At 69.7% G+C, this 25,184-nt stretch carries 25 protein-coding genes and 2 pseudogenes; 14 read left to right on the top strand and 13 right to left on the bottom strand.

The genetic code is table 11. The annotated features are described in order from the left end of the window. Positions 1 to 9 precede the first annotated feature (9 nt). The 4 genes and pseudogenes from arsA to LXT13_RS08050 all read left to right on the top strand — a co-directional run. Entirely contained in the window at positions 10 to 2,034 is a 2,025-nt protein-coding gene (gene arsA / locus LXT13_RS08065) for an arsenical pump-driving ATPase (RefSeq protein WP_233371326.1), read from the top strand. Positions 2,035 to 2,056: 22 nt separating this feature from the next. Then, positions 2,057 to 3,025: a DnaJ C-terminal domain-containing protein gene (locus LXT13_RS08060; RefSeq protein WP_233371325.1), complete on the top strand. Its 969-nt coding sequence runs from the start codon at positions 2,057 to 2,059 to the stop codon at positions 3,023 to 3,025. Positions 3,026 to 3,030: 5 nt separating this feature from the next. Continuing rightward, positions 3,031 to 3,348 (top strand): chaperone modulator CbpM, encoded by a 318-nt coding sequence (locus tag LXT13_RS08055; protein WP_233371324.1) that lies wholly within the window; start codon positions 3,031 to 3,033, stop codon positions 3,346 to 3,348. Between the two features lie 49 nt (positions 3,349 to 3,397). Then, positions 3,398 to 3,721, top strand: a pseudogene (locus tag LXT13_RS08050) (VIT1/CCC1 transporter family protein); the annotation flags it as partial. Between the two features lie 70 nt (positions 3,722 to 3,791). Here the strand turns inward: LXT13_RS08050 and LXT13_RS08045 are convergent. The 5 genes and pseudogenes from LXT13_RS08045 to LXT13_RS08025 all read right to left on the bottom strand — a co-directional run. Beyond that, positions 3,792 to 4,154, bottom strand: a pseudogene (locus tag LXT13_RS08045) (DDE-type integrase/transposase/recombinase); the annotation flags it as partial. Beyond that, positions 4,100 to 4,405, bottom strand: a complete 306-nt coding sequence (locus LXT13_RS08040; protein WP_233371323.1) for a hypothetical protein — start codon at positions 4,403 to 4,405, stop codon at positions 4,100 to 4,102. The pseudogene LXT13_RS08045 and the gene LXT13_RS08040, both read right to left, overlap by 55 nt. A 58-nt stretch (positions 4,406 to 4,463) precedes the next feature. Continuing rightward, the gene (locus LXT13_RS08035) at positions 4,464 to 4,946 is read right to left on the bottom strand and encodes a nuclear transport factor 2 family protein (RefSeq protein WP_233371322.1); all 483 of its coding nucleotides are present in this window, start codon (positions 4,944 to 4,946) and stop codon (positions 4,464 to 4,466) included. Between the two features lie 170 nt (positions 4,947 to 5,116). Continuing rightward, positions 5,117 to 6,055 (bottom strand): alpha/beta fold hydrolase, encoded by a 939-nt coding sequence (locus LXT13_RS08030; RefSeq protein WP_233371321.1) that lies wholly within the window; start codon positions 6,053 to 6,055, stop codon positions 5,117 to 5,119. 226 nt (positions 6,056 to 6,281) lie between these two features. After that, the gene (locus LXT13_RS08025; RefSeq protein ID WP_233371320.1) at positions 6,282 to 7,349 is read right to left on the bottom strand and encodes a zinc-binding dehydrogenase; all 1,068 of its coding nucleotides are present in this window, start codon (positions 7,347 to 7,349) and stop codon (positions 6,282 to 6,284) included. Between the two features lie 41 nt (positions 7,350 to 7,390). Here LXT13_RS08025 and LXT13_RS08020 point away from each other — a divergent pair, with 41 nt between their 5' ends. Next, positions 7,391 to 8,263, top strand: coding sequence for a LysR family transcriptional regulator (locus LXT13_RS08020; RefSeq protein ID WP_233371319.1), 873 nt, complete (start codon positions 7,391 to 7,393; stop codon positions 8,261 to 8,263). Positions 8,264 to 8,415: 152 nt separating this feature from the next. Further along, a complete protein-coding gene (locus LXT13_RS08015) occupies positions 8,416 to 8,748 on the top strand; it encodes a helix-turn-helix domain-containing protein (protein WP_233371318.1) in 333 nt (110 codons plus the stop codon). Positions 8,749 to 8,871: 123 nt separating this feature from the next. Here LXT13_RS08015 and LXT13_RS08010 read toward each other — a convergent pair whose 3' ends face one another. Together LXT13_RS08010 and bchO are read right to left on the bottom strand one after the other, a co-directional pair. Continuing rightward, positions 8,872 to 10,260 (bottom strand): transposase, encoded by a 1,389-nt coding sequence (locus LXT13_RS08010; protein WP_233371317.1) that lies wholly within the window; start codon positions 10,258 to 10,260, stop codon positions 8,872 to 8,874. A gap of 171 nt (positions 10,261 to 10,431) precedes the next feature. Beyond that, entirely contained in the window at positions 10,432 to 11,334 is a 903-nt protein-coding gene (gene bchO, locus LXT13_RS08005; RefSeq protein ID WP_233371316.1) for an alpha/beta fold hydrolase BchO, read from the bottom strand. A gap of 41 nt (positions 11,335 to 11,375) precedes the next feature. On the opposite strand from bchO, the gene LXT13_RS08000 reads away from it, so the two are divergent. The 4 genes from LXT13_RS08000 to LXT13_RS07985 are packed head-to-tail and all read left to right on the top strand — an operon-like array spanning position 11,376 to position 15,452. Continuing rightward, positions 11,376 to 12,965, top strand: coding sequence for a phytoene desaturase (locus tag LXT13_RS08000; RefSeq protein WP_233371315.1), 1,590 nt, complete (start codon positions 11,376 to 11,378; stop codon positions 12,963 to 12,965). After that, entirely contained in the window at positions 12,949 to 13,986 is a 1,038-nt protein-coding gene (locus LXT13_RS07995; RefSeq protein WP_233371314.1) for a phytoene/squalene synthase family protein, read from the top strand. Before LXT13_RS08000 ends, LXT13_RS07995 begins: the two co-directional genes overlap by 17 nt. Next, complete coding sequence (hemA, locus tag LXT13_RS07990) at positions 13,983 to 15,278, top strand: glutamyl-tRNA reductase (protein ID WP_233371313.1); 1,296 nt, start codon at positions 13,983 to 13,985, stop codon at positions 15,276 to 15,278. The genes LXT13_RS07995 and hemA overlap by 4 nt, the downstream gene beginning before the upstream one ends. A gap of 18 nt (positions 15,279 to 15,296) precedes the next feature. Continuing rightward, positions 15,297 to 15,452 (top strand): hypothetical protein, encoded by a 156-nt coding sequence (locus tag LXT13_RS07985; RefSeq protein ID WP_233371312.1) that lies wholly within the window; start codon positions 15,297 to 15,299, stop codon positions 15,450 to 15,452. A 17-nt stretch (positions 15,453 to 15,469) separates the two neighbouring features. Here LXT13_RS07985 and truD read toward each other — a convergent pair whose 3' ends face one another. The 6 genes from truD to crtD all read right to left on the bottom strand — a co-directional run bounded on the left by truD (position 15,470) and on the right by crtD (position 20,977). After that, positions 15,470 to 16,495, bottom strand: coding sequence for a tRNA pseudouridine(13) synthase TruD (truD, locus tag LXT13_RS07980; protein ID WP_233371311.1), 1,026 nt, complete (start codon positions 16,493 to 16,495; stop codon positions 15,470 to 15,472). A gap of 197 nt (positions 16,496 to 16,692) precedes the next feature. After that, a complete protein-coding gene (locus LXT13_RS07975; RefSeq protein WP_233371310.1) occupies positions 16,693 to 17,055 on the bottom strand; it encodes a S41 family peptidase in 363 nt (120 codons plus the stop codon). Then, a complete protein-coding gene (locus LXT13_RS07970) occupies positions 16,988 to 17,338 on the bottom strand; it encodes a hypothetical protein (RefSeq protein WP_233371309.1) in 351 nt (116 codons plus the stop codon). The genes LXT13_RS07975 and LXT13_RS07970 overlap by 68 nt, the downstream gene beginning before the upstream one ends. A gap of 149 nt (positions 17,339 to 17,487) precedes the next feature. Next, positions 17,488 to 18,477 (bottom strand): NAD(P)H-binding protein, encoded by a 990-nt coding sequence (locus tag LXT13_RS07965; RefSeq protein WP_233371308.1) that lies wholly within the window; start codon positions 18,475 to 18,477, stop codon positions 17,488 to 17,490. Next, a complete protein-coding gene (locus LXT13_RS07960; protein WP_233371307.1) occupies positions 18,477 to 19,442 on the bottom strand; it encodes a carotenoid 1,2-hydratase in 966 nt (321 codons plus the stop codon). The genes LXT13_RS07965 and LXT13_RS07960 overlap by 1 nt, the downstream gene beginning before the upstream one ends. Then, a complete protein-coding gene (gene crtD, locus LXT13_RS07955) occupies positions 19,394 to 20,977 on the bottom strand; it encodes a 1-hydroxycarotenoid 3,4-desaturase CrtD (protein WP_233371306.1) in 1,584 nt (527 codons plus the stop codon). Before crtD ends, LXT13_RS07960 begins: the two co-directional genes overlap by 49 nt. 94 nt (positions 20,978 to 21,071) lie before the next feature. On the opposite strand from crtD, the gene LXT13_RS07950 reads away from it, so the two are divergent. The 4 genes from LXT13_RS07950 (at position 21,072) to LXT13_RS07935 (ending at position 25,149) form a co-directional block, all read left to right on the top strand. Continuing rightward, positions 21,072 to 21,950 carry a polyprenyl synthetase family protein gene (locus LXT13_RS07950; protein WP_233371305.1) on the top strand — a complete coding sequence of 293 codons (879 nt, stop codon included), beginning with the start codon at positions 21,072 to 21,074 and terminating at the stop codon, positions 21,948 to 21,950. A gap of 2 nt (positions 21,951 to 21,952) precedes the next feature. Further along, positions 21,953 to 23,101: an acetylserotonin O-methyltransferase gene (locus LXT13_RS07945; protein WP_233371304.1), complete on the top strand. Its 1,149-nt coding sequence runs from the start codon at positions 21,953 to 21,955 to the stop codon at positions 23,099 to 23,101. A 66-nt stretch (positions 23,102 to 23,167) separates the two neighbouring features. Then, positions 23,168 to 24,145 (top strand): chlorophyll synthesis pathway protein BchC, encoded by a 978-nt coding sequence (gene bchC / locus LXT13_RS07940; protein ID WP_233371303.1) that lies wholly within the window; start codon positions 23,168 to 23,170, stop codon positions 24,143 to 24,145. Further along, positions 24,142 to 25,149, top strand: coding sequence for a chlorophyllide a reductase iron protein subunit X (locus tag LXT13_RS07935; protein ID WP_233371302.1), 1,008 nt, complete (start codon positions 24,142 to 24,144; stop codon positions 25,147 to 25,149). The genes bchC and LXT13_RS07935 overlap by 4 nt, the downstream gene beginning before the upstream one ends. The last annotated feature ends 35 nt before the right edge of the window (positions 25,150 to 25,184 follow it).

Below are 25,184 nucleotides of genomic sequence, written 5' to 3'. Positions count from 1 at the left end.
GAGGTCCCAATGCAGATCAAGGTTCTAGGTTCGGGTTGCAGCAAATGCCACGCCACCATCGCGATGATCGAGCGGGTGGCGAAGGATCAGGGCGCCGAGGTCGAGGTCATCAAGGTCGAGGATCACGACACCATCCTGGGTTACGGCGTCAGCGCGACGCCGGCGGTCGTCATCGACGGCCGGGCCGTGCACAGCGGCGGGCTGCCCTCGCATGCCGAGGTGCGAGCCTGGTTGACGCCGGCCGCGCAGGCGCCCGGCTTCCTGACCCAGGCCACGCGGCACCTGTTCTTCACCGGCAAGGGCGGCGTTGGCAAGACCTCGCTGTCCACCGCCGCCGCACTGACGCTGGCCGATGGCGGCAAGAAGGTGCTGCTGGTGAGCACCGATGCGGCCTCCAACCTCGATGAGATGCTGGGCGTCGAGCTGCGCAACAGTCCAACGCCGGTGCCCGGCGCGCCGGGGTTGTCCGTATTGAACATCGACCCCGACACGGCGGCCGAGTCCTACCGGCAGCGGGTGCTGGCGCAGATGGGCACTGGCGCCAGCGACACCGAACTCTCCACGGTGCGCGAGCAGCTGTCCGGCGCCTGCACCACCGAGATCGCCTCGTTCGACGAGTTCGCCGCGCTGCTGTCCGACAAGGACGGGCGCTTCGATCACATCGTCTTCGACACCGCGCCGACCGGCCACACGCTGCGGCTGCTGAGCCTGCCCAAGGCCTGGAGCGGATTTCTCGACGGCAACGACCGAGGCGCCTCCTGCCTGGGCCCTCATTCGGGGCTGAAGATGCAGGAGGAGCGCTTCAAGGCGGCGCTGGAAGCGCTGAGCGACCCGGCCCAGACTACCGTCATTTTGGTGACGCGGCCCGACAAGGGCGCGATCAATGAAGCGGCGCACACCTCGGCTGAGCTGCATGAGCTGGGCTTGCACAACCAGCGGCTGGCCATCAACGGCGTGTTCCATGCCAGTGAGCGCAGCGACGCCGTGGCCCGCGCCATCGAAGACCTGGGGCAGCAGGCGCTGGACGCGATGCCAGCAACGCTGCGTGCGCTGCCGCAGGACCGCGTGCTGCTGCGGGCTTTCGACACGGTCGGCCTCCCCGCGTTGCGCGCACTGCTGACCCCCGATGCCGGCCCGATCGCGCCGCGCACGACTTCGGCCGTGGAAGCCCGCAGCCAGCTCCTGGGCCTTGACGCGCTGGCCGACGAACTGGCCGCCGCCGGGCACGGGCTGATCATGGTGATGGGCAAGGGCGGCGTCGGCAAGACGACGGTCGCGGCGGCGCTGGCCCTGGGGCTGGTCGCGCGGGGCAAGACCGTGCACCTCAGCACGACCGATCCGGCGGCCCACCTGGCCTCGACCTTGGCCGGCGATGTGGCGGGCTTGAACGTGAGCCGCATCAACCCGAAGGTCGAGACGCAGCGCTACATCGACAAGATCATGGCGGCCAGGTCACCCAAGCTCGACGCGGCCGAGCAGGCGCTGCTGCTGGAAGACCTGAAATCGCCCTGCACGGAAGAGGTGGCCGTCTTCCACGCCTTCTCGCGCATCGTCAGCGAGGGCCGCAGTGCCTTCGTCGTGCTCGACACCGCGCCCACGGGCCATTCCATGCTGCTGATGGACGCCACCGGCGCCTATCACCGCCAGATGATGCGGGAATTCGAGGGGCCGGGAGCGGCCCGCGTGGTGACGCCCTTGATGCGGCTGCAGGACGGCACGTACACCAAGATCATCCTGGTCACGCTGCCGGAGGCGACGCCCGTGTCGCAGGCGGCTGCGCTGCAGGACGACCTGCGCCGCGCCGGCATCGAGCCCTATGCCTGGGTGCTGAACAAGAGCGTGCTGGCCGCCGGCACGCGCGACCCCTTGCTGGCGGCGCGGCTGGCGGGCGAACGCAAGCAGATGGAACGCATGGCCCATGGCCTGGCCAGGCGCCTCTTCACGCTGCCCTGGCTGACGGTGCCGCCGATCGGATTTGCCGAGTTGTCCAGGCTGGTCGCCAAGGCATCCAACGCACCCGCCGGCTCTGACTGACGCCACCGCACAGGGGAACGCTATGGAATTCAAGGACTACTACGCCACGCTTGGGGTGCAGCGAGACGCCAACCAGGACGAGATCAAGCGCGCCTACCGCAAGCTGGCACGCAAGTACCACCCCGACGTAAGCAAGGAGGCGGATGCCGAGGCGCGGTTCAAGGAGGTGGCCGAGGCGCATGAAGCCCTGATCGACCCCGAGCGCCGTGCGGCCTACGACGACATCAGCCAGCGCCACGCGCGCGGCGAAACCTTTGAGCCGCCGCCGGGTTGGGACGGCGGCTTCGAATTCAGCGGCCGGGGCGGCGCCGGGCCCAGGGGGCGGCAAGCGCCCAGCGCCGAGGACTTCAGCGCCTTTTTCGAGTCGAACTTCGGGCGCGGTGGGCCGGGCGTACGGCCCGCTGACGGCGGCCGCCGGCAGGCGCCCGGCGGCGACCACCACGCCAAGGTGATGATCGACCTGGAAGACAGCTACCGCGGTGCAAGCCGCACGATCTCGCTGCGCGTACCGGTGGTCGATGCCCGGGGGCATGTCGCCCTGCATGACCGCCAGCTGGAGGTCAACATTCCGCCCGGCGTGTGCGAGGGGCAGCACCTGCGCCTCGCGGGCCAGGGCGGCCCTGGCCACGGTGGCGAACCTGCGGGCGACCTGTACCTGGAGATCGCCTTGAAGCCGCACCCGCAGTTCCGGGTCGATGGCCGAAACGTGTATGTCGACCTGCCGGTGTCGCCCTGGGAAGCCGCGCTGGGCGCCACCGTCGCAGCGCCCACCCCCTCGGGTGAGGTGCATCTGACCGTTCCCGCCGGCTCCACCCAGGGCCGCAAGCTGCGCCTGAAGGGCCGTGGCCTGCCGGGCAAGCCGCCCGGTGACCTGTATGCCGTGCTGACCCTCACGCTGCCGCGCGCTGGTTCTGACGCGGCCCAGGCGGCCTATGCCGCGCTTCGGGTGGCGTTTCCAGACTTTGATCCACGCGTCGCGCAGGAAGGATGACAACCATGGCCGACAACTCAAGTGATGCGATCGACGCTGTCATCGTCGAGGAAGAGATCGTCTTCAGCCTGAGTGGCCTGTGCCAGGCCGCCGGTGCCAGCCCGGCCCAGGTGCTGTCGCTGGTCGACGAAGGCGTGCTGCAACCAGAGGGCGACGCGCCGCAACGCTGGGCCTTCACGGGGCCATCGCTGCGCGCGACGCGCACGGCCTTGCGCCTGAACGCCGATCTCGCCCTCGGCACCGCTGGCGCAGCCCTGGTTCTGGACCTGCTAGAGGAGATCAGTGCCTTGCGCGCCAGGCTGAGGCGCGCCGGCCTCGAATGACGCGGGCCGACGACACCTTGACCGTCCACCCTTGATTGAAAGTTGCGCCATGCCCGGACTGCCCATTGAAGGCCATCGCACGCACAGCATCGGCTGGCTGCGCGCCGCCGTGCTGGGGGCCAACGACGGCATCGTCTCCACAGCCAGCCTGATCCTCGGCGTGGCCGCCGCCAATGCCGGGCCTGGCGCCGTGCTGGTGGCTGGCGTGGCCGGGCTGGTTGCCGGCGCGATGTCGATGGCGGCGGGGGAGTACGTCTCTGTGAGCTCGCAGTCCGACACCGAGCGGGCCGACATCGCGCGCGAACGCGAGGAACTGGCCACCGACGCCACCCACGAGACGGCCGAACTGGCCGGCATCTACGTGCAGCGCGGCAACTTGGGCTTCGGCTTTGGGCACGAAGCAACCCTCAGGGTCGCAGAACCGAGCTGCAGGAATGTGCAACACGCGCCTGCTTCAGGCTGTGGAACCAGTGCTCGCTGAGGCACCCATCGCGGAACTTGCCGTTGAAGCGCTCGATGTAGGCATTCTGCGTGGGCTTGCCCGGCTGGGTGAGGATGTGGCGCGCGCCCTTGGCCTGGGCCCAGGCCATGAAGGCCCGGCTGGTGAACTCCGGCCCCTGGTCGGTTCTTACAGCCTGCGGGTAGCCACGGAACCGCGCCACCTGGTCCAGCACCCGCACGTCGTACTCACTGCCGATGCCGTGGGCGACGGCAATGTTCACGCACTCGTGGCTGAAGTCGTCGGTCACGGTCAGGCACTTGATGTTTGTCCGACCTCGCAGACCGTCCACGACACGGTCGCCTGACGGATCAAGGCATGCACGGGAGATTCGCCCAGCTCCACCATGAGCCGGCCCATGGCGTCGCGCGCTGCGGCGGAGGAAGCCCAGAGCAATACATCGACGACCTCATGGTCATCGCTTTCGGCGATCCAGCGCGACCTGAATCCCGGCTGGCGCAGCAGCCACGCATCGACATCCCGGTTGGCGGCGATGAAGTCAGTCAGCGTCTTGCCCTTGACCAGACGAAAGGTGGTGATCTCGAGGGCTGAGGTCATGGCACTCCAGGCTTCAGGCAGCGCGCGCCGCGCGGGATGGGCGGTGGTCCGGCGCCGCTCAGGCGCCGGGAAATGCATAGGGCAAGTCGTGCGTGATGCGGTGCCTGGTGATCTTCCAGACGCCGTCAACGCGCTGCAGCGCCGACGCGTAGTACCCTGCTTCGATCGGCTGCACCACACCCTGGGCGCCGGCAGCACCATCAGGCCAGTCGCCAGCCGGCCGGGGCGAGCCGACGGTATTGAAGACGACGAACTGGGCCTCGAGGGTGGCGCTGTCCCCGCGCACTTCGACGATCGCGTTGCTGGTCATGTGAGGGCTCCAGCCCCGCTCAGGATGGGGGCGCATCAGGCCCGCCACCGCGTGTCCGATCGTGTCGGCACCCACGAGCGCCCCGATCGGGTGGCTGATGCCGTCCTGGTTGAGGAGGATCTCGACCTCGGCGTCGGCAGCGAACAAGGCTGCCACGTCGACACTGCTGCGGCGGTCAGCCGCCCGCACATACCGGGCAAGAACCTGCTCGACTTGTCGTCCATCGCTCATGACGTCACCCCTGAAAGTTGGCTGAGCGACGGATCGGGCAACTCCATCAGTTCAAGAACGGCGGGATCGCCACGACGGGTGACTTGGACGGCTTTCATCTCATGCTCCTTCAGCAGTGATCGTGGATTCCAAGAGGTAGCGCAATTCATGAAGTGCGGCGGCTGGCCTGCCTACTTCAGGAAGTTCAGCAGGTCCTGGTTCAGGCGATCCTTGTGGGTGTCCGTGATGCCGTGCGGACCGCCGGCGTACTCGATCAACCGAGCGCCCTTGACCAGCTTCACGGTGGCCCGGGCACTGGTCTGGATCGGCACGATCTGGTCGTCGTCCCCATGGATGACGAGCGTGGGGACGGTCACGCGCTTCAGGTCTTCGACAAAATTGGATTCGGAGAAGGCCTGGATGGCGTCGAACGTGGACTTGTGGCTGGCCTGCATGCCCTGGACCCAGAAGCTCTCGATCAGGCCGGGAGAGACCTTGGCGCCGGCACGATTGAAACCGAAGAATGGGCCGCTGGCGATGTCCCTGTAGAGCTGCGCGCGGTTGTCCAGCGAGGCCTTGCGCAGACCGTCAAAGACGTCCAGCGGCACACCGTTCGGGTTGTCGGCGTTCCTGACCATGATCGGCGTCACGGCGCTGACGAGAACCAGGCGCTTGACGCGTGCTGAGCCATGGCGACCGAGGTAGCGCGTCACTTCCCCGCCCCCGGTGGAGAAGCCGACGAGGGTGACGTCGCGAACATTGAGCGCGTCGAGGACCGCTGCGAGGTCGTCGGCGTACTGGTCCATGTTGTTGTTGGCCCAGGCTTGGCCGGAGCGGCCATGGCCTCGACGGTCATGGGCGATAACCCGGAAGCCGCGCTCAGCGAGGAACAGCATCTGGGACTCCCAGCTATCGGAGTTCAGGGGCCATCCATGGCTGAATGAGACGACGGGGCCGTCTTTTGGTCCCCAGTCCTTGTAGAACAGTGGCGTGCCGTCGTTGGCTGCGATGTATTGGGAGACAACCTGCTGTGCAGCAGCCGGAGGCTGGGCTGAAGCGGTAGCCGGGCCGGTGGCCAGGGCTGTGACGCCGATGAGCATGGCGGCAAGAAGACGGGGAAGGCGGTTCATGGTGTGTCCTTCAATTGAACGGTTTGGTGAGTGAGTGAGTGAAAAGGTCTGCAAGGCGAGACACCACCTCGCCTCGTCACGACAAGCGTTTCGAGATTGATGGGAGGGGGTGCCCGCGATTGCGCGGGCTGGTCGGCAATCTGGGCATCGCCCGCAGAGGAGGTGTCAGCGAGCGGGGCTCATCAGGTCGTCTGCATGAGGGCGGGCATCCGGCCAGGCGCCGAGTTCAGCCATGCAGGCCGACGACGACCTTGCCGATATTGCTTGGGGCGGCCATCTGCGCAAAGGCGCTGTTCGCTTGCGACAAGTCGAACGGGTGAGGCGAAAGCAGGGGGCGCAGCTTGCCTTCATCAGCCAGTGCCGCAGCAGCACGCAAGATCTCGCCGTGGTGTTCGCGGCCCTTCCCGGTCAGCAGCGGCAGCAGGGTGAAGACGCCCGAGTAGGTGGCGCCCCGGAAGGACAGCGGCGCCAGGGAGTGCGTGCCCCACCCGAGCGAGGTCACCACGTGTCCTGTGTAGGTGCGGATTGCGGCGAATGCCGCATCGATGGTCTTGCCGCCCACGGTGTCATACACCACGTCAAAGCCCTCGCCTGCTGTGGCGCGGTTCACGTACTCCTCCACTGACTCGGCCTCGTAGTCAATGGCCACGGCACCGAGCCGCTCGATGACGCCCCGCTGCGCGGAAGTTCCGGTCGCCCATACTTCAGCGCCGAAGGACTTCGCGATCTGGATGGCGACATGTCCGACGCCGCCCGCACCGCCGTGCACCAGCACCTTGTCGCCAGCCTTGACCTTGGCGCGGTCGACCAGCCCTTCCCATGCGGTGATGAAGATCAGTGGCAGTGCGGCTGCCTCATGCCAATTCAAGGCGCTCGGCTTTGTGGCCAGCAACCGGGCATCGGCGGCGATGTATTCCGCGAGCGTGCCAGGGTTGCCACCCACGCCACCCACCATGCCAAACACTTCATCGCCGATCTTGAAGCCCTTGACATCCGGTGCAACGTCGACGACCACGCCCGACATATCCATCCCGATGGTCGATGGCAGTGGCTGCCGGGCATGCGCGGCCTGGGCCATGCGGATCTTGCCGTCGAGCGGATTCAGGCCGGCAGCGACGACTTTCACCATGACGCGGCCAGCAACGAGCGCCGGCTTGGCACGTTGCTCGAAGACAAGGTCTGCGCCAGCGCTTGCAGCGACAGCCACGCGCATCGTTTCCTGCGTGGCGACTTGAACAGTGGTGCTCATGACGGGCTCCTGTAGTGGGGTGGAAGAAGTCTGGGGTTCCGCCATACATTTGTCGACGCATAGGGATGCATGATGGAAATTCAAATATGAATAGCATCGAATGGGACGACATCCGGCTGATGCTGGCGATTCATCGCGCGGGCACCTTGACGGGCGCTGCCCGACTGACGGGCCTGAGCCAGCCAACGTTGAGTCGACGGCTGCGGTCGATGGAGGGCTCACTGGGACAGAAAGCCTTTCAGCGCACCGGCAATGGCTTCTCCCTCACCGACGAAGGGCTGCGTCTGCTGCCGCACGCCATGCGCATCGAGGAGGAGTTCCTTGCCATGGAGCGACAGCTACAGGGCGCGGTCGCAGAGCTCCAGGGGCAACTCCGCGTCGCCTCGTCTGATTGGTTCGGAGCCACCATTCTTTCCAGATGGGCAGCGGAGTTCAGACGAACGCACCCCGGCATCGTCATCGAACTCCTGACGGATGCAAGGCAGATGAGCCTGACGCACCGAGAGGCGGATATCGCGTTTCGGATTGCGCCGTTCAATGAAGCGGGCGTGATCCAAAGACGCTTCAGTCGCCTGTCGTACGGTCTCTATTGCTCGAACACGATGCCGCGAAGTTTCCCGAAGGCCGGGTCCGAGGTCGATCTCGTCACGATGAACGAGGCGTTCGAAGACCTGCCGGATGTCGTTTGGCTGAAGAAGCAATATCCACTGGGGCGAACCGTCTTTGGAAGCAACAGCCGGGAGGCGCAGGCCCGCCATTGCGCGGACGGCGGCGGCCTGGCGGTCTTGCCCAGAGTCCTGGCAAAAGGGATACCCGGGTTACGCGAAGTCCCGGTTTCCGAGCCGCCGCCGAGCCGTGACGTTTGGGTCGGGTACCACCAGGACCTTCGGCAAACCCCGCGGATCAGGGCGTTCCTGGAATTCGTTCTCGAGCACGAGCCAGGGCTTCAGGTCGAGTGAGCTGCGTCAAGGGTTGCCGGAGCTGGGCTGGATGCTGTACGACATCGTGGCACCGGACTCCGCACTGGCAAGAATCAACCAGGCCATCCAGAGAATTCGTGCGAACTTCTTCGACCCTCCTAGTGTTGAAGAGCTGGCCGAAGCATTCGGCGATGAGTGTTTCGTCCTTCCCTCGTCATTTCAACGCAGCAACAGCGCTCAGTCCGCTTCAGTATCAAAAGGAAATGCGGCGCCTTCATGCGAGGCGGGTGCTTCTCACATCGGGTGCCAGCGTGGCGCCCATTGCACACGACGTCGGCTACGAGAGCCCGATTCAGTTGAGCCGCGAATACTCGCGCGCGTTTGGACTGCCTCCCGCAAAATATCTCGCCACGCCTCGTGGGGCGAGGCGAAGCCAGGCAGCGAGGGGATCGCTTCTGATCCTGTCTAGCTGCGAGCATGTTGCTGCGGTTCGGCGAGTTTCCGCTTTGGGCAGATTCTGTTGAAGAAGTCGGTGATCGGCACAGGTTCAGTCATGCCAGGCCGGTTGCGGTCGATCGCAGTTCACCTTTGTTCGTCAGAGCCAGGTCTTTCGACCCGGTTTTGAGGTTAGTCGGTGGGGTTTCGCCTCAAGCGGGCGCACCAATGCCTTGAGTCGGCGGACCTTGCGGCACCAGGATCGCCAGACGACGCAGGTTCTGCACTACCGCTGCCATCGTGAACTCGTCGCTCGCTCCGCTGAGCCCTCGCAGGCGCAGCCGATCCAGCCGCAGGATTCGCTTCAGGTGGGCGAAGAGCATTTCCACCTTCTTGCGTTCGCATCGTGAGCGCTCGTACTGCTCGGTCGTGGCGATCTTGCGCGCCACGTCACGCGCAGCTTCGTGAACGCTGCGGACGATCTTGCGCACCGGAGTGTTGGGGCAGCAGCGCTGCTTCATGGGACAGCTCGAGCAATCTTGCTTCCTGGCGGTGTAGATGATGGTGTCGGCCTTGGTGACGTGACTGCGCTCGATCTTGAAGGCCCGCCACTGGCTGCGAAGCGGACGGCCTTGCGGGCAGGTGTACTCGTTGGCTTGCTCGTCCCAGGTGAACTCGCTGCTGGAGAACGTGTCGTCGTCGCGCTGCGTGCGATCCCACACGGGTACGTGCGGCTCGATGCCCTTGTCGTCGACCATCCAGCTCAGCATGGCCGCCGTGCCATAGGCCGTGTCACCGATCAGTCGTTGGGGCTTGAGTTCAAACTGCGCCTGCACCCGATCGACCATCACTTTGGTGGACTCAGTTTCGGCAGTGCGGTGCGCCGGCGTGGCCTGAACGTCCAGGATCACGCCATGCGCGACATCGATGAGGTAGTTGGTCGAGTAGGCGTAGAAGGCGGGCCCGCCCACGGCCGCCGTCCAACTGGCTTGCGGGTCGGTCAACGAGATCTTCTTGGGGAGCACCTTGCCCAAGGCTTCGGCGTCCAAGCCCTGGAGGTACTCGCGCACGGCGCGGGTGCTCAGCGCCGGGTCCTTCCAGTCGACGGCATCCGTGCCAGGGACGCCGCGCTGACTGCTGGCGTCAGCCGCCACGATGCTGGCGTCCACGGCAAAGCCTTCGGCCTTGACCAGGCCGGCCGCCATGCAGCGACGCACGACCTCGTCGAACAGCCAGCGGAAGACGCCGCTGTCGCGGAAGCGGCCATGGCGGTTCTTGGAGAAGGTGGAGTGATCGGGCACCGAGTCTTCAAGACTCAGGCGGCAGAACCAGCGGTAGGCCAGGTTGAGGTGGAGTTCCTCGCACAGGCGGCGCTCGGAGCGGATGCCGTAGCAGTAACCCACGATCAGCATGCGCAGCATCAGCTCGGGGTCGATGGACGGGCGCCCGATCGGGCTGTAGTGCTCAGCGAGGTGCTCGCGCAGACCGCCGAAGTCGAGGCAGCGGTCGATGCCGCGCAGCAGGTGGTTCTGAGGGACGTGGTCTTCGAGATTGAACGAGTAGAAGAGCCGATCCTGCCCGCTCGCTTGTCGTCCCATCATCTCGGCGCCCTCCAAGATCAGAACTGCTAACGCTCTAAGTGTACGAATTGAGGGCCAAATTGGGCGGGGAGTTTTTCAACAGAATCGGCACTTTGCTGACCCTCGAGCGCCGACTGCAAGCGTCAGCAACCAGCCTTTTGCCGCCTTCGCCGCTGGTTCGCGCCAAGCCGATCAACGCTTGTTGACCAGCGTCCCATCATCACGTGTGTAGACATGATCCAGAAGCTCCGTAAGCAACCCATTGACCACCGCCGGCGCTTCCTCATGCGCCAGATGCCCCAACCCCGGTAGCGGCACAAACCGCGCGCCCTTCAACCGCCGGGCCAGCTCTAGCGAGCGCACCGGCGCTAGCGTGCGGTCGGCGAGGCCCGCGGCCAGCCACAGTGACAGGCGCAGTTGCGGCAGCCGGGCCTGCAGTTCGTCCAGCCGCCAGTTCGCCAGCATGTCCAGCACACCGCGAACATGCTCGGGCCGCTCGAGCAGTTGGCGGTAGTGGGCCACGCCGTCCTCGCTGAGCCGCGAGCCGGTGGAGGCGATCAGGTGGCTTAAGGCGCGGGGCTGGGCGGCGTGGCGGGTCACCCAGGCGGGCAGCAATGCGCTGCGTGAGGCCAGCCGCGCGACGGCCGGGGCCACCAGGCCCATCAGCCCGGGCAGGGGCTCAAGAGCACCGTTGACGGCCAGCAGGCCGCGCGCTGCTGGCAGGTGGCCGTCCAGTGCCAGTTGCACCATCACGGCTGCGCCGGCCGAGTGGCCGGCCACCAGGTGCGGCTGCCAGTTGAGCGCCTCCAGCAGCGCCGCCACGGCCTGGGCCATGCGGGGCAGGCTGGCCTCGCGGTCGGCAAATGCGGCGGTGCTGCCGTGACCCGGCAGGTCGGGCACCAGCACATGGAAATGCTCGACCAACCCGGGCAGGCAACTGGCCCAGGACTGGCCCGACGAGCCGGTGCCATGCAGCAGCAGCAGGCCGGGTGCCCCCGGCGGCCCGCTGCGCACCAGCCGCCAGCGCAGACCGCAGGCCAACGCCGCGGAAGGCGCGAAAGACGAGGCCGGAGGCGTAGGCGGGAGCGGGTGCATCCTGAGTTGTCAACTAAAGTGGACAAGCATAGGATCAAACGATGTTGACACCAAGCCAGGGCTCTCTCCCGACGGCGGCGCTCCCCACGTCTGCGCCCGCGGCGCAGGCCGTCGTCATCGGCAGCGGCTTTGGCGGGCTGGCGGCGGCCGTGCGGTTGGGCGCGCGGGGCTACCGCGTGACCGTGCTCGAGAGGCTCGACGCCCCCGGCGGCCGCGGCTATGTGCACCGGCAGGACGGCTTCACCTTCGATGCCGGCCCCACGGTCATCACGGCACCCTTCCTGTTCGAGGAGCTGTGGGCGTTGTGCGGCAAGCGCCTGGCCGACGACGTGGACCTGCGGCCTGTGTCGCCGTTCTACCGCGTGCGCTTCGACGACGGCAGCACATTCGACTACAGCGGTGATGCTGACGCGATGCGCGCCGAGATCGCCCGGCTGGCGCCCGAAGACATCGCCGGCTACGAGCGCTTCCTGGCGGCCAGCGAGGCCATCTACAAGGTCGGCTTCGAGCAGTTGGGCCACGTGTCCTTCGACCGCTGGACGACGATGGCCAAGGCGCTGCCCGACCTGCTGAAGCTGGAAGGCTGGCGCACGGTGTGGGGGCTGGCGTGCAAGCACGTGAACAACGAGAAGCTGCGCGTGGTGCTGACCTTCCAGTCGCTGCTGGTGGGCGGCAACCCGTTCGCCACCACGTCGGTGTACTGCCTGATCGCCTTCCTGGAGCGGCGTTTCGGCGTGCACTTCGCGATGGGCGGCACGGGCGCGCTCGTCGCGGGGCTGGTGAAGCTGATCGAAGGGCAGGGCGGCCGCGTGCTGTGCGGGCAGGCGGTGGACGAGATCGTCGTGGCGCGCGGTGCAGCGTGCGGCGTGCGGCTGGAGTCGGGTGCCGTGATGCCGGCCGACGTGGTGGTCAGCAATGCCGATGCCGCGTGGACGTACAAACACCTGCTGCCCGCCCGCCATCGGCGCCATTGGACGGACCGGCGCATCGCCCGCGCGCGCTACTCGATGAGCCTGTTCGTCTGGTACTTCGGCACGCGGCGCCAGTACCCGGACGTGGCCCACCACACCATCTCGCTGGGCCCGCGCTACGAGGGCCTGTTGGACGACATCTTCACGAAGAAGCACCTGGCCGACGACTTCAGCCTCTACCTGCACCGCCCGACGGCGACCGACCCCAGCTTGGCGCCGCCCGGCTGCGACGCCTTCTACGTGCTGGCCCCCGTGCCCCATCTGGACGCCGGCGTGGACTGGCGCGAGCGCGCCGAGCCCTACCGCGCGGCCATCGCGAAGCGGCTGGGCGAGACGCTGCTGCCGGGGCTGGAGGGCGAGGTGGTCACGTCGCTGATGTTGACGCCCCAGGACTTCCAGGACCGGCTGAATTCCTACAAGGGCGCCGCGTTCGCGATGGAGCCGGTGCTGACGCAGAGCGCCTGGTTCCGCCCGCACAACCACAGCGAGGAGGTGGACCGGCTCTACCTCGTCGGCGCCGGCACCCACCCAGGTGCGGGCCTGCCGGGCGTGCTGTCGTCGGCGCGCGTGCTGGATGCGGTCGTGCCGCACGGGCATGAACTCGCTTGTCCCCAATCGACGCTCATCGCGGAGGGCCTGCCCCATGTCAGACACGCCTGAACTGCTGGAGGCCGACCTCGCCGTCTGCCGCGCCAGCCTGGCCCATCACTCCAGGACCTTCCATGCCGCGTCGCTGCTGCTGCCGCCCGCCGTGCGCGCACCGGCGACCGTGCTCTACGGCTTTTGCCGGCTGGCCGACGACGCTGTGGACGTCGAGGGCGGCCGGCGCCTGGCGCTTACGCAGCTGCGCCGCCGGCTGGACCGCGTGTTCGAGGGCCGGCCCCAGCCGGTGGCGGCCGACCGGGCGCTGGCCGCCGTCGTCGCGCAGTTCGGCATCCCGCGCGGCCTGTTGGACCTGCTGCTGGAGGGCCTGGCCTGGGACGTGGACGGCCGCCGCTACGAGACGCTGGCCGAGCTGCAGGACTACGCCGCCCGCGTGGCCGGCAGCGTGGGCGCGATGATGAGCCTGCTGATGCGCACCCGCGAGCCCGACGCGCTGGCCCGCGCCTGTGACCTGGGCGTGGCCATGCAGCTCTCCAACATCGCGCGCGACGTGGGCGAGGACGCCCGCATGGGGCGCCTGTACCTGCCGCGTGACTGGATGCGCGAGGCCGGGCTGGACGCCGACGCCTGGCTGGCCGCGCCCACCTTCAGCCCCGCGCTGGCCGGCGTGGTGCAGCGGCTGCTGGATGCGGCGGACGTGCTCTACGCCCGCGCCGGTGCTGGAGTGGCGCGGCTGCCCTGGGGCTGCCGCCCGGGCATCAACGCGGCGCGCTTGCTTTACGCCGCCGTGGGCCACGAGGTGGCACGTGCGGGGGGCGACTCGGTCAGCCGCCGGGCTGTGGTGCCGGGCCGGCGCAAGGGCTGGCTGCTGGTGCAGGCGGCGCTGCGGCTGCGGCCGTTCACGCGGCTGCTGAGGCAGCCGGTGCTGCCGGCCTGCGCGCCGCTGCTGGCCGCCGTGGCCAGCGCGCCTGCACCGTGCGCGCGGCCAGCGGCCGAGGCGGTGCTTGAGCTGTTCGCCCGGCTGGAGCAGCAGGACCGCTGCGCCACGCAGCGCCGCTGGGGCCGGAGCGTGGCATGACCGTGCTGGCGCTGGGACTGAACCACGGCAGCGCGCCGCTGGACCTGCGCGGCCGCTTTGCGGTCCCGCTGGATGCACTGGGTGAGCGTGTGCAGGGCCTGCGCCAGCACCTGGCGCGCGCGCAGCCGGAGGTGGCCATCCTGTCCACCTGCAACCGCACCGAGGTCTACGTGGGCCTGCCGGCGCTGGGCGCCTCCGCCTGCCCGCGTCATGCGATGGAGCTGGCCGAGCCCGCCATTGAATGGCTGGCGGCGCAAGGCGGCACCGCGCCGGCCGAGCTGCGCCACCACAGCTACCTGCGTGCCGGGGCGGACGCAGCGCGTCATGCCTTCCGCGTCGCGGCGGGGCTGGACTCGATGGTGCTGGGCGAGCCGCAGATCCTCGGCCAGATGAAGGCCGCCGTGCGCGAGGCCGACAGTGCCGGTGCCCTGGGTACCACGCTGCACCAGATGTTCCAGCGCAGCTTTGCGGTGGCCAAGGAAGTGCGCAGCCGCACGGAGATCGGCAGCCATGCCGTCAGCCTCGCGGCGGCGGCCGTGCGGCTGGCCCAGCAGCTGTTCGACGACCTGCCGCGCCGGCGCGTGCTGTTCGTCGGCGCGGGCGACATGATCGACCTCGTCGCCACCCACTTTGCCGCGCAGAAGCCGCTGCAGATGACCGTGGCCAACCGCAGTACCGAGCGGGGCCGGCTGTTGGCCGAGCGGCTGGGCGCCGCGCAGCTGCCGCTGGCCGAGCTGGGCCAGGTCCTGGGGCAGTTCGACATCGTCATCAGCTGCACGGCCAGCAGCCTGCCGCTGATCGGCCTGGGGGCCGTGGAGCGCGCGCTCAAGGCGCGCAAGCGCCACCCGATGCTGATGCTGGATCTGGCCGTGCCGCGCGACATCGAGCCCGAGGTGGCGCGGCTGCCGGACGTGTACCTCTACACCGTGGATGACCTTGCCCAGCAGGTGCAGGCCAACGGCGAACGCCGCCAGGCCGCGGTAGCGCATGCCGAGGCCATCGTCAGCGCGGGCGTGAAGAGCTTCTCGCAGTGGCTGGACCAGCGCGCCAGCGTGCCGCTGATCCTGGCCTTGCAGCGCCAGACCGAGACCTGGCGCCAGGCGGAACTCGCCAAGGCCCGCCGCGCGCTGGCCCGCGGCCGAGACGTGGATGCCGTGATGGACACGCTGGCCACGGCGCTGACGCGCAAATTGATGCACGGTGCGCTGAGCGAGCTGCACGGCAGCGCCGGCGAGGCCCACCAGCAGTGGGCCGACTCGCTGCAGCGCCTGTTCCTGCGCGACACCGCCTGACGGGTCGAGCCGCCCGCCGTGATCGACCCGCGCTGGTACGGCGTCATCGAGCTGGGCCTGGTCTTTGGCGCCATCCTCGGCTGGGCCGGCTGGCAGTGGTGGGGCTGGCGGCGGTGGCGGCGCGACCAGCAGCGGCGCGCGAGTGGCAAGGGCGACGGCGACGCACCACCGTAGCGGGCCGGCGGACGCCGTTAGTCGGCGGCTGCAGGCTCGCTGTCCGTGTGCCGCTCGGGCTCGGTCGTGCGGAGGATTTCGTTCAGCACGGACGTGGCGTAGTTGCCTGCTGGCAACGAGAAGGTCAGCACCAGCTGGTCGGCCTGCGGCCAGTCCCAGGCCATGTCCAAGGGGCTGGCCACCAGCGCGCGGCGCTCCTGGTCCAGGCCCGCGTGTTCCATGCCGTCGCACAAGGTGGCGTGACGCTCGGCCACGCCCATCTCCAGCACCTGCGCCTGGTCGGTGGTGCTGACGCGGCCGCGACCCCACATCGGCCCGGTGGGCCGGCCCGCCTCGTCCATCACGTCGCCGGGCACGGTCCGGCCCCACAGCCCCTGCTGGATGCGCAGCGCCAGCACCTCGTTGAAGACGAACGAGCGCAGCGCTGACAGGTAGATGCCCTTCTTCTTCGGATTGCGCACGCGGATCTCGCGCGCCAGCATCGCGCGTCCCTGCTCGACGTTGCCGCCGTCGAAGCCGAAGCGCTGTGCGCCGAAGTAGTTGGGCACGCCTTGCGACGCGACGGCCTTCAGGTTGGCCTCGATGGCGCTGCGGTCGCCCGCCACGTCGCGCAGCACGATGCGGAAGTGGTTGCCCTGCAGGTCGCCGGGGCGCAGCTTCTTCACGTGGCGGCTCTGGCTCAGCACCTTGAACTCCGGGTGCTGCAATTGCGTCAGATCGGGCGTCTCGCCTTTCCCTTTCCCGTAAGGCAGATAAATGCTGAACCACTGGCGGGTGACGGCGTAGCGGTCCTTGAGGCCGGCGTAGCCCACGTCCCGTTCCTGCACGCCGGTCGCGTCGGCCAGCTGCTGGGCGACGAAGGCGGTGTTGGCGCCGTTCTTCTCGACGTCCAGCCACAGGTGTTCGCCTTCACCGGAGGGCAGCTGCAGCGGCAGCTCAGTGACGATGAAGTCCTCGTTGAGGCGTTTCAGCGTGGCGCTGGCGCCGCTGGCCGGATAGGCATGGGGCCAGAGCGGCAAGGTCGTGTAGGGAGCGTCGGTCATGGGGAGGCTGTCGGCGCCCGCTGCAGACAGGCGCGGGCGGCGCAGCCAGCAGGGGGCGGAAAGGCCGCGATTCTCGCGCTGCTGGCGTGCATCGCCCGCCCTGCAGGGGTCAAGGAGGTGCGGGGCCGGGCCTCAGGGTCTCATCTCATACACCGGCGCTTCGCTCTCGCCCTTCTCGGCCAAGGCCAGCAGCGCCTTCAGCTGGCCGGAATCGCGCAGGTCTTGGCGCTAGCGACCAGCGTCTTCAGGATGGCCACGTAGGCAGTCTGCTGGGCCTGGGCAGCCGGCGCCTCGACGTCGGGCTTCACGCCCACCCCTTCCCAGTTGGTCTTCGTGATGGGGTTGATGGCACGTGCCGTCGGGATGTTGATGACCAGCCCATGCCCCAGCGTGAAACGGTTGCCCGCGTTGGCGCCGCCGCCCGAGGTCTGGCCGACCAGCGTCGCGCGTTTCCGGGTCTGGAAGTCGTACGCGCACTCCTCGGTCGCCGGCTTATCCTTGCGGAAGGCCATCGCCAGTGCGGCCGCCCACAGCAGCCCGGTCACCGCCGCGCTGGCCACGGCGCGCCGCCTCCAGCCCTGCGCTTCTCGCTCGGGAGGTTGCGTCGTCGAGCCGCAGCACGCGGGCGCGCCAGCGGGCCCGAATCGCCAGCAGCGCTGCGAAGCACCCGGCCTGCGCCGCCAGCAGCGGCGCCGGCGTGCTGGCGGACGTGTAGCCCATATGGACGACGATCAGCAGCGCCGCCGCCACGAGGCTGACACCGCTCTGCCCGTATAAGAGCCGCAGCATGGCACGCTGCGTGCGTTCGTCTGCGGCATCGTGCCGACGGGTCAGCCAGCGCATCGGACGAGGAGGGCAGGCGCCCGCTCGCGCGGCTGGGTGCGCGGCGCTGGCAACACGGTGGGCTGGTCCATCAATCGATGATGCACCATGGCTCGAGTCAGCGAAGCCATCCGAACGGATGGGGTCACGGGGGCTGGCCCGGCCCCTCGTCAGAACACCGCGTGATCGCCCCGCTCCGGCTGCTCCACGTGGCCGCAGGCCAGCGCGGCGTAGAAGTCGCCCAGCGTCTGCCGGCCGGTGGACGGCGTGAGCCGCTCGTCGTAGGCGCCGGTCCGCGGGTTCAGCACCAGCATGGATTCCGTCGCGTAGTAGCGGCCGATGCGCGCCAACTCGGCCTTGGCGGCCGCGGCAGGCCAAGCGTGGCCCAGCACGCCGAGCGTGCCGACGATGGCGTCCATCAGCGCCACCGGCACATGCCGAAAGCGCGGTGGCAGGCTCAGCGCCTGGAACAGCAGCTCGCCCTGGGCGCGTGGCGTTAGCGCCGGGCCGGGGCCGCCGATGGGCAGCACCCGGTTCGCGCGTGCCGGGTCGTGCAGGCAGTCGGCGAGGTAGTCGGCCAGGTCGTCGTCGCCGATGGGCTTGCAGGCGGTGAGCTCACCGCTGCCGAACAGCAGGAAGGCCTGGCCGCGCCGCACGCGTTCGACCTGGCCGCTCAGTGACTTGAAGAAGGCCGTGGGCCGCACGATGGACCAGGCCAGGTTGGACGCCATCAGCTCGCGCTCGAACGCCAGCTTGGCGTGTTGGAAGGCCAGGCGGGGCTTCTGCACGCATAGGGCCGACAGCAGCACCATCTGCGTGACGCCGGCTGCCCGGGCGGCTGCCAGCGCGTGGTGGTGGGCGGCATGGTCCACCGCCCAGGCATCGTAGGGTGCGCCGGTGCGCGAGGCCAGGCAGGACACCAGCGCATCGAAGCGCTCGCCGCGCCAACCGTCGCGGGCCTGCGAGAGCGGATCGCAGACCTCGCCGAAGCGCAGCTCCACGCCGGGCAGCCGTGCCGCCAGGGCCTGGGCGTCGAGCCTGCCTCCCACGCCGGCCCGCGGGCGCACGAGCGCCACCACGGCTTGTCCGCGGCGGCGCAGCGCGCGGGCCGTGGCCTGGCCGAGGGTGCCGGTGGCGCCCAGCAGCATGACGCGGGCCATCAGCCCCTCCCTCCGGAGCCGCCCGCGCGGCGCGGCATGCGGAACGGCAGCAGCGCCTGCACCCACGGCCGCTGGAAGCGCTGCAGCGACAGGCTCTCGTGCACGGCCAGCGTGCCGTCGCTGGCGTCGCGCAGCAGCGAGCGGGCGTAGAAGGGGCCGCTCTCCAGCGTGCCCAGCAGCTCGGGCGGCTGCAGGCCCCGGCTGCTGCGGGGGACGCCCCAGGCGGTGGGGCGCAGCGCCTGCCAGGGGGGTGGGGGCAGCGGCGTGAGGCGGCCGTCTGCATCGATGTGCAGGGCCAGCGCGCGCTCGTCGCCGTCGGCCGTGGTTACGTCGTACAGCACGCGGCTGCGGCTGCCGGGCAGTGCGCTGCGGGCCCACTGCCAGCTGCGGAAGTCCCGGGCGAGCGGTCGCTGGCCGTGGTTGGCGTCGAGGTAGGCCTCGCCCTGCCAGCGCAGCGCGGGCTGGGTGAATTCCACGTCGATGCGCGCGGCCGGGCTGACGGGGTGCCAGCGGTGCCGGCCGGCAGCATCGAGCGCGAAGTCGCAGCCGGGCATGGCGCCGGGGTGCAGCCGCAGCCGGCCCTGCAGCCGCCGCGGCCAGGGCGCGGTCCATTCGTCGACGTCCACCTGCAGGCTGCCGTCCGCCTGCCAGGCCAGCCGGCTGGGCCCCAGCTGCAGCTGCGCGGCCCCGCGCTGCAGCGCGCCGGCCCCGCGTTCCGTCATCGCCCAGAGCCGGGAGAACTGGCGTGTGCCGGGCGGGCGGCGGTAGAGCGACAGGTTCAGCGCGCAGTGCGCCTCGGCCGCCGCGCCGTCGTCGCCGTGGCGCCGGCGGGCCCAGGCGTAGTAGGGCGAGAAAACGCTGCCGATGAAGGCGATCAGCGTCAGCGCATGCACGCTGCCGTCCGCCTGGGCATCGCTCAGCGCATCGACATACCACCAGGCATAGCCACCGGCCGGGAGCGCCACGTCGAAGCCAGGCCCGCGAGGATCTGCTCGGCCGCCAGTTGGCCCGACAACGCCGCCATCGGCACGCCCGGCCCCGGGTGGACCGAGCCTCCCGCCAGCACCAGACCCGGTAACGTCGTGCGGCCCGCGGGCCGCGCCCGGAAGCTCGCACGCCAGCCTTGACTCGCCGGGCCGTACAGCGCGCCCTGGCTGGCCGGAAAGCGCTGCGCGAAGTCCTGCGGCCGGGTCAGCAGCGGCGGCGCCGCAAGCGTCACCCGCAGGCCGGCGGCGCGCAGCCGGTCCCACATCTGTGCTTCGCATCGTGCGATCTCCTCGGCGGTGAGGCCGCGCCCGTGGGCGTCGGCGGGGGCGTTGACCAGGCACATGAGTCGCTCGGGCCGTCGGGGGCCAGGGCGGGCTGCGCGCAGCTGGCCGCTGCGGTCCTGCGCGCAGACGTAGACGGTGGGCGTCGGCGGCAGCCGGCCGGCGGCGATGGCGTCGAACTCGGCGCGGTAGCCGGCCGCCGGGCCGAAGAACACGTTGTGGTGCGACAGCTCGAACCCGCCGGTCTCGGCTTCTGCGTGCCAGGTCAGCGCCGATAGCGACGGGCTGGCCGGCGGCAGGGTGCGCGGCGCGTCGGGGCCCAGCAGGCCGGCGGTCAGCGCTCGCGCATCGCCGTTGAAGACGACGGCGTCGGCCGGCAGCGTCTCGCCGTCGGCCAGCTGCACGCCACTGACGCGACCGTCCGTCACGAGAAGCCGGGTCACCTCGCTGCCGCAGCGCAGCCGTACCCCCTGCCGCTGTGCGCAGCGCACCAGCTCCTGCGCCAGTCGCGCCATGCCGCCCTCGACCTGCCAGACGGCCTCGCGCTCGACGTGGGCCACCAGCATCAGCGTGGCCGGCGCGTCGAACGGCGAGGAGCCGCAGTAGGTGGCGTAGCGACCAAAAAGCTGACGCAGCCGCGGGTCGTGGAAGTAGCGGCCGAGTTCGCGCCACAGCGTCGTGAACGGCGAGATGCGCAGCAACTGCCCGAGGCCCGCCGGTCCCTGCTGGCGCAGCACCCGCCAGGTCAGCGATGCGGGCGAGGGCCGGGGGCTGCGCATGAAGGGCCGGTCCAGCGTCGCGTAGACCTGGGCGGCACGCTGGCTGAACGCGCGGTAGCGGGCCGCCTCGGCCGGGCTGCTGAATGCGGCGATGGCGGCAACGCTCTGTTCAAGGTCGGCATGCAGGTCCAGCGACGCGCCCGGGCCCCAGGCATGGCGGGCCAGCACCTCGCAGCGCCGCAGGTGGACGTGCCGGTCCAGCGACTCGCCCAGGCGCTCGAAGAGGGCGTCGAACACCCAGCGCATCGTCAGCACGGTGGGGCCGCCGTCCAGACGCAGCGCGCCGAGTTCCACCGGCTGCATCTTGCCGCCCGGGGCGGCGGCGCGTTCCAGCAACTGCACGTCCAGGCCGGCGTGCGCCAGCAGGGCCGCCGACGCCAGCCCGCCAACGCCCGCGCCGACCACCACCACGCGCGGCGGTCGCCGAAAACTTGACGACGGGATGGGGCTCATTGACGCGACTCGGAGACGTGTCTATTCTGATTGACACATGGTAATGTAATTCGGCTGCGACATGCGGCCGGGTCCACCTCCAGCAAAGGCCGCTATGCCGCATGACGACCGGATCGAACGTTTCCTGCAGGCCAGCCTCGCGCCCGCGCTGGCTGCGGGCCACCCGCCCCGGTTGGCTGCCGCGATGCGGCATGCCGTCTTTCCTGGCGGCGCACGCATCCGGCCGAAGCTGACGCTGGCCGTCGCCCGCGCCTGCGGCGAGGACGATCCCCAGCTCACCGACGGCGCAGCCGCCGCCATTGAGCTGTTGCACTGCGCGTCGCTCGTGCATGACGACCTGCCGTGCTTCGATGCGGCCGAGACGCGGCGCGGCCGCCCATCCGTTCACCGTGCCTTTGGCGAGCGGCTGGCGGTGCTGGCGGGGGATGCGCTCATCGTGGCCGCCTTCGAGGTGCTGGGGTCGGCGGCCCGGCGGCACCTGTCGCGGCTGCCGGTGCTGCTGCGCACCGTCTCGCAGGGCGTGGGGATGCCACTGGGCATCGTCGCGGGCCAGGCCTGGGAATGCGAGCCGCAGCTGTCGCTGGCCGATTACCAACAGGCCAAGACCGGTGCGCTGTTCGCCGCCGCGACGATGGCCGGCGCACAGGCGACCGGGGCCGACGGCGAACCCTGGCGGGCGCTGGGCGAGCGGCTGGGGCACACCTACCAGGTGGCGGACGACATCCGCGACGTGATGCTCGATGCGCAGGCGCTGGGCAAGCCGCGCGGCCAGGATGTGGCGCGGGACCGGCCGAGCTCGGCCCGTGCGCTGGGGTTGGAGGGCGCGCTGGCCGAGTTCCAGCGCCTCGTGCAGGCCACGCTGCTGACCGTGCCGGTGTGTCCGGGGGCTGCGCAGTTCCGCCAGCTCATCCGCCAGGAGGCCGACCGGCTGGTGCCGCAGCAACTGTGCGCACAGGTGGCGGCGTTGGCATAGCCATGCCCGAAGCCACCGCGACTCCTGCCCGGTCTCACTGGACCGACGCGTGGCTGGCATGGCGGGACCGGCTGCAGGCGAGCCCGCGGTTCCGGTTGTGGGCGCAGGGTTTTCCGCCGACACGCTGGGTGGCACGGCGACGCGCGGCGCAGGTGTTCGACCTGATGGCAGGCTTCGTCTACTCGCAGGTGCTGCAGGCCTGCGTGCAGCTGCGCGTGTTCGACCTGCTGCTGGCCGAGGGGCCCCAGACGACGGAGGCGCTGGCTCGCAGGCTGCAGCTGCCTCCGGAGGCGGCGGAGCGCCTGCTGCGCGCGGGCGAGGCGCTCGGCTTGCTCCAGGTCCGGCCCGGCACGCGCTTCGGGCTGGGCCCGCTGGGCGCGCCGCTGGCAGGCAACGCGGGGCTGGCGGCGATGGTCGAGCACCATGCGGCGCTGTACCGCGACCTTGCCGACCCGGTCGCGTTGCTGCGCGGCGACGCGGGGCGGGGCCAACTGGCCGGCTACTGGCCCTATGCGGGGACCGACACGCCGCAGGCGCTGGGCCGCGACGGCGTGGCGCGGTACTCGGCGCTGATGGCCGCCTCGCAGCCACTGGTGGCCGAGCAGCTGCTGCAGGCCTACCCACTGCACCGCCATCGCCGCTTGCTGGATGTGGGCGGCGGTGACGGCGCCTTCGCCTGCCTGGCCGCGGCGCACGCGCCGCAGTTGCGCGTGACGGTGTTCGACCTGCCCGGCGTCGTAGCGGGCGCGCCGGCCCGTTTCGAGCGCGCGGGGTTGGCCGCGCGCTGCGAGGCGGTGGGCGGCGACTTCTTCGAGGACGCACTGCCGCCCAGGGCCGACCTCGTCACGCTGCTGCGCGTCGTGCACGACCACGACGACGCCCGTGTGCTGCGCCTGCTGCGTGCGGTGCGGCGGGCCTTGCTGCCGGGTGGGCGGCTGCTGCTGGCCGAGCCGCTGGCAGACACGCCGGGCGCCGAGCGCATGGGCCATGCGTACTTCGGCTTCTACCTGTGGGCCATGGGACGCGGCGAGCCGCGCACCGAGGCCCGGCTGCGCGAGCTGCTGGCGCAGGCCGGTTTCACCGACGTGCGGCGACTGCCCACGCGGGTGCCGCTGCAAGCCAGCGTGATCCTCGCGAAAACCCTGAACTGATTCAATGTAAATCTAGATTGACGTTTATGTTTGTCAGCGTAGGATGACTTTCATGAGTCGCCAACCATGCACCCTTCCAGGGCGGGCCCGATGAACACGCTGGCCGTTGTCATCGAGCAGCCCGAGCGCTTGAGCCTGTCGGCGCTTCGCCTGCCGACGTTGCAGGACGACGACGTGGTGGTGGAGGTGGAGTACAGCGGCATCAGCACCGGCACCGAGCGGCTGATCTGGAACGGCACGATGCCGATGTTCCCGGGCATGGGCTACCCGCTGGTGCCGGGCTACGAGGCCGTGGGGCGCGTGATGGCCGTGGGCCCCCGCAGTGACAACTGGATCGGCCAGCGCGTGTTCGTGCCGGGCGCCCGCTGCTTCGGCGAGGTGCGGGGGCTGTTCGGCGCGTCCGCCTCGCGCCTGGTGGTGCCGGGCGGCAAGGTCGTGCCGGTGGACGACAAGTTGGGGCCGCAGGCCGTGCTGCTGGCGCTGGCGGCCACGGCCTATCACAGCGTGGCCGGCGGCGGACAGACCGCGCCGCACACGCCGCCTGACCTGATCGTCGGCCACGGCGTGCTGGGCCGCCTGCTGGCGCGCATGAACGTGGCCGCCGGCATCACCGACTTCACCGTCTGGGAGACCAACCCGGTCCGCCAGACCGGCGCCGAGGGCTATCGCGTGCTGCATCCGCATGACGACCCGCGGCGTGACTACGGCGCGATCTACGACGTCAGCGGCGACGCCGGCCTGCTGGACACGCTGATCGGCCGCTTGGCCTTTGGCGGCGAGGTGGTGCTGGCGGGCTTCTACGCCCAGCCGCTGTCGCTCAGCTTCGCGCCCGCCTTCATGCGTGAGGCCCGCATCCGCGTGGCCGCCGAGTGGAAGCGGCCCGACATGCTGGCCGTCAACGCGCTGCTGCACGCCGGGCGCCTGTCGCTGGACGGGCTGCTGACGCACTGCGAGCCGGCCGATCAGGCGAGCCTCGCCTACCACCAGGCCTTCAGCGATGCGGGCTGCTTGAAGATGGTCTTGGACTGGAGACACCACGCATGAGCACCTCGACGATTCCGAGCGAGGCGCCGGTGCGCTTCCAGAAGCTGCGTGCTGAAGCCGCCATCGAGCCCGACGCGCCGGCCACCGGCCCGGTCACGAAGACGGCGCAGATCATCGCGATCTACGGCAAGGGCGGCATCGGCAAGAGCTTCACGCTGGCCAACCTCAGCTACATGATGGCCCAGCAGGGCAAGAAGGTGCTGCTGATCGGCTGCGACCCCAAGAGCGACACCACCAGCCTGCTGTTCGGCGGCAAGGCCTGCCCCACCATCATCGAGACCAGCAGCCGGAAGAAGCTGGCCGGCGAGGTCGTCGCTATCGGCGATGTCTGCTTCAAGCGTGACGGCGTCTACGCGATGGAACTGGGTGGTCCCGAGGTGGGCCGCGGCTGCGGTGGGCGCGGCATCATCCACGGCTTCGAGACGCTGGAGAAGCTCGGCTTCCACGACTGGGGCTTCGACTACGTGCTGCTGGACTTCCTCGGCGACGTGGTCTGCGGCGGCTTCGGCCTGCCGATTGCGCGCGACATGTGCCAGAAGGTCATCGTCGTCGGCAGCAACGACCTGCAAAGCCTCTACGTCGCCAACAACGTCTGCAGCGCGGTGGAGTACTTCCGCAAGCTGGGCGGCAACGTCGGCGTGGCCGGCATGGTGATCAACAAGGACGATGGCACCGGCGAGGCCGCGGCGTTCGCCAAGAACGCTGGCATCCCGGTGCTGGCGGCCATTCCCGCCCACGAGGACATCCGCCGCAAGAGCGCCAGCTACGAAATCATCGGCCGGCCCGGCACGCAGTGGGCGTCGCTTTTCGAGACGCTGGCCACCAACGTCGGCGAGGCGCCGCCGGTGCGGCCCAAGCCACAGACGCAGGACCAGTTGTTGGGCCTGTTCTCCGCCGAGGTGACGGGGCGCGACTTCCAGATGGAGCCGGCGACGCTGTTCGACATGGTCGGCAAGACGGAATTCGTCAAGCCGACGCTGCAAGTCGTCTACGACGCCGCTTGAGCACGCCGCCATGTCCCACTGCCACGCGACCCCGG

Source organism: Pelomonas cellulosilytica, from assembly GCF_021353265.1.
In the GTDB taxonomy this organism is placed as follows: Bacteria; Pseudomonadota; Gammaproteobacteria; order Burkholderiales; family Burkholderiaceae_C; genus Pelomonas; species Pelomonas cellulosilytica.
The sequence above is the reverse complement of the archived record's forward strand: the minus strand, read 5'-3'. Positions and strand labels throughout refer to the sequence as shown.

Bases quoted from the DNA above. Each gene is read 5' to 3' on its own strand.
- LXT13_RS07935 (WP_233371302.1), top strand. From the start codon at position 24,142: ATGAGCACCTCGACGATTCCGAGCGAGGCGCCGGTGCGCTTCCAGAAG.
- LXT13_RS07995 (WP_233371314.1), top strand. From the start codon at position 12,949: ATGTCAGACACGCCTGAACTGCTGGAGGCCGACCTCGCCGTCTGCCGC.
- LXT13_RS08025 (WP_233371320.1), bottom strand. From the start codon at position 7,349: ATGGCGGAACCCCAGACTTCTTCCACCCCACTACAGGAGCCCGTCATG.
- bchO (WP_233371316.1), bottom strand. From the start codon at position 11,334: ATGCACCCGCTCCCGCCTACGCCTCCGGCCTCGTCTTTCGCGCCTTCC.
- hemA (WP_233371313.1), top strand. From the start codon at position 13,983: ATGACCGTGCTGGCGCTGGGACTGAACCACGGCAGCGCGCCGCTGGAC.
- LXT13_RS08000 (WP_233371315.1), top strand. From the start codon at position 11,376: ATGTTGACACCAAGCCAGGGCTCTCTCCCGACGGCGGCGCTCCCCACG.
- LXT13_RS08040 (WP_233371323.1), bottom strand. From the start codon at position 4,405: ATGACCTCAGCCCTCGAGATCACCACCTTTCGTCTGGTCAAGGGCAAG.
- LXT13_RS07970 (WP_233371309.1), bottom strand. From the start codon at position 17,338: ATGCGCTGGCTGACCCGTCGGCACGATGCCGCAGACGAACGCACGCAG.
- arsA (WP_233371326.1), top strand. From the start codon at position 10: ATGCAGATCAAGGTTCTAGGTTCGGGTTGCAGCAAATGCCACGCCACC.
- LXT13_RS07950 (WP_233371305.1), top strand. From the start codon at position 21,072: ATGCCGCATGACGACCGGATCGAACGTTTCCTGCAGGCCAGCCTCGCG.
- LXT13_RS08010 (WP_233371317.1), bottom strand. From the start codon at position 10,260: ATGATGGGACGACAAGCGAGCGGGCAGGATCGGCTCTTCTACTCGTTC.
- LXT13_RS08030 (WP_233371321.1), bottom strand. From the start codon at position 6,055: ATGAACCGCCTTCCCCGTCTTCTTGCCGCCATGCTCATCGGCGTCACA.
- LXT13_RS08055 (WP_233371324.1), top strand. From the start codon at position 3,031: ATGGCCGACAACTCAAGTGATGCGATCGACGCTGTCATCGTCGAGGAA.
- LXT13_RS07945 (WP_233371304.1), top strand. From the start codon at position 21,953: ATGCCCGAAGCCACCGCGACTCCTGCCCGGTCTCACTGGACCGACGCG.
- crtD (WP_233371306.1), bottom strand. From the start codon at position 20,977: ATGAGCCCCATCCCGTCGTCAAGTTTTCGGCGACCGCCGCGCGTGGTG.
- LXT13_RS08015 (WP_233371318.1), top strand. From the start codon at position 8,416: ATGAGTGTTTCGTCCTTCCCTCGTCATTTCAACGCAGCAACAGCGCTC.
- LXT13_RS08020 (WP_233371319.1), top strand. From the start codon at position 7,391: ATGAATAGCATCGAATGGGACGACATCCGGCTGATGCTGGCGATTCAT.
- bchC (WP_233371303.1), top strand. From the start codon at position 23,168: ATGCACCCTTCCAGGGCGGGCCCGATGAACACGCTGGCCGTTGTCATC.
- LXT13_RS08060 (WP_233371325.1), top strand. From the start codon at position 2,057: ATGGAATTCAAGGACTACTACGCCACGCTTGGGGTGCAGCGAGACGCC.
- truD (WP_233371311.1), bottom strand. From the start codon at position 16,495: ATGACCGACGCTCCCTACACGACCTTGCCGCTCTGGCCCCATGCCTAT.
- LXT13_RS08035 (WP_233371322.1), bottom strand. From the start codon at position 4,946: ATGAGCGATGGACGACAAGTCGAGCAGGTTCTTGCCCGGTATGTGCGG.
- LXT13_RS07965 (WP_233371308.1), bottom strand. From the start codon at position 18,477: ATGGCCCGCGTCATGCTGCTGGGCGCCACCGGCACCCTCGGCCAGGCC.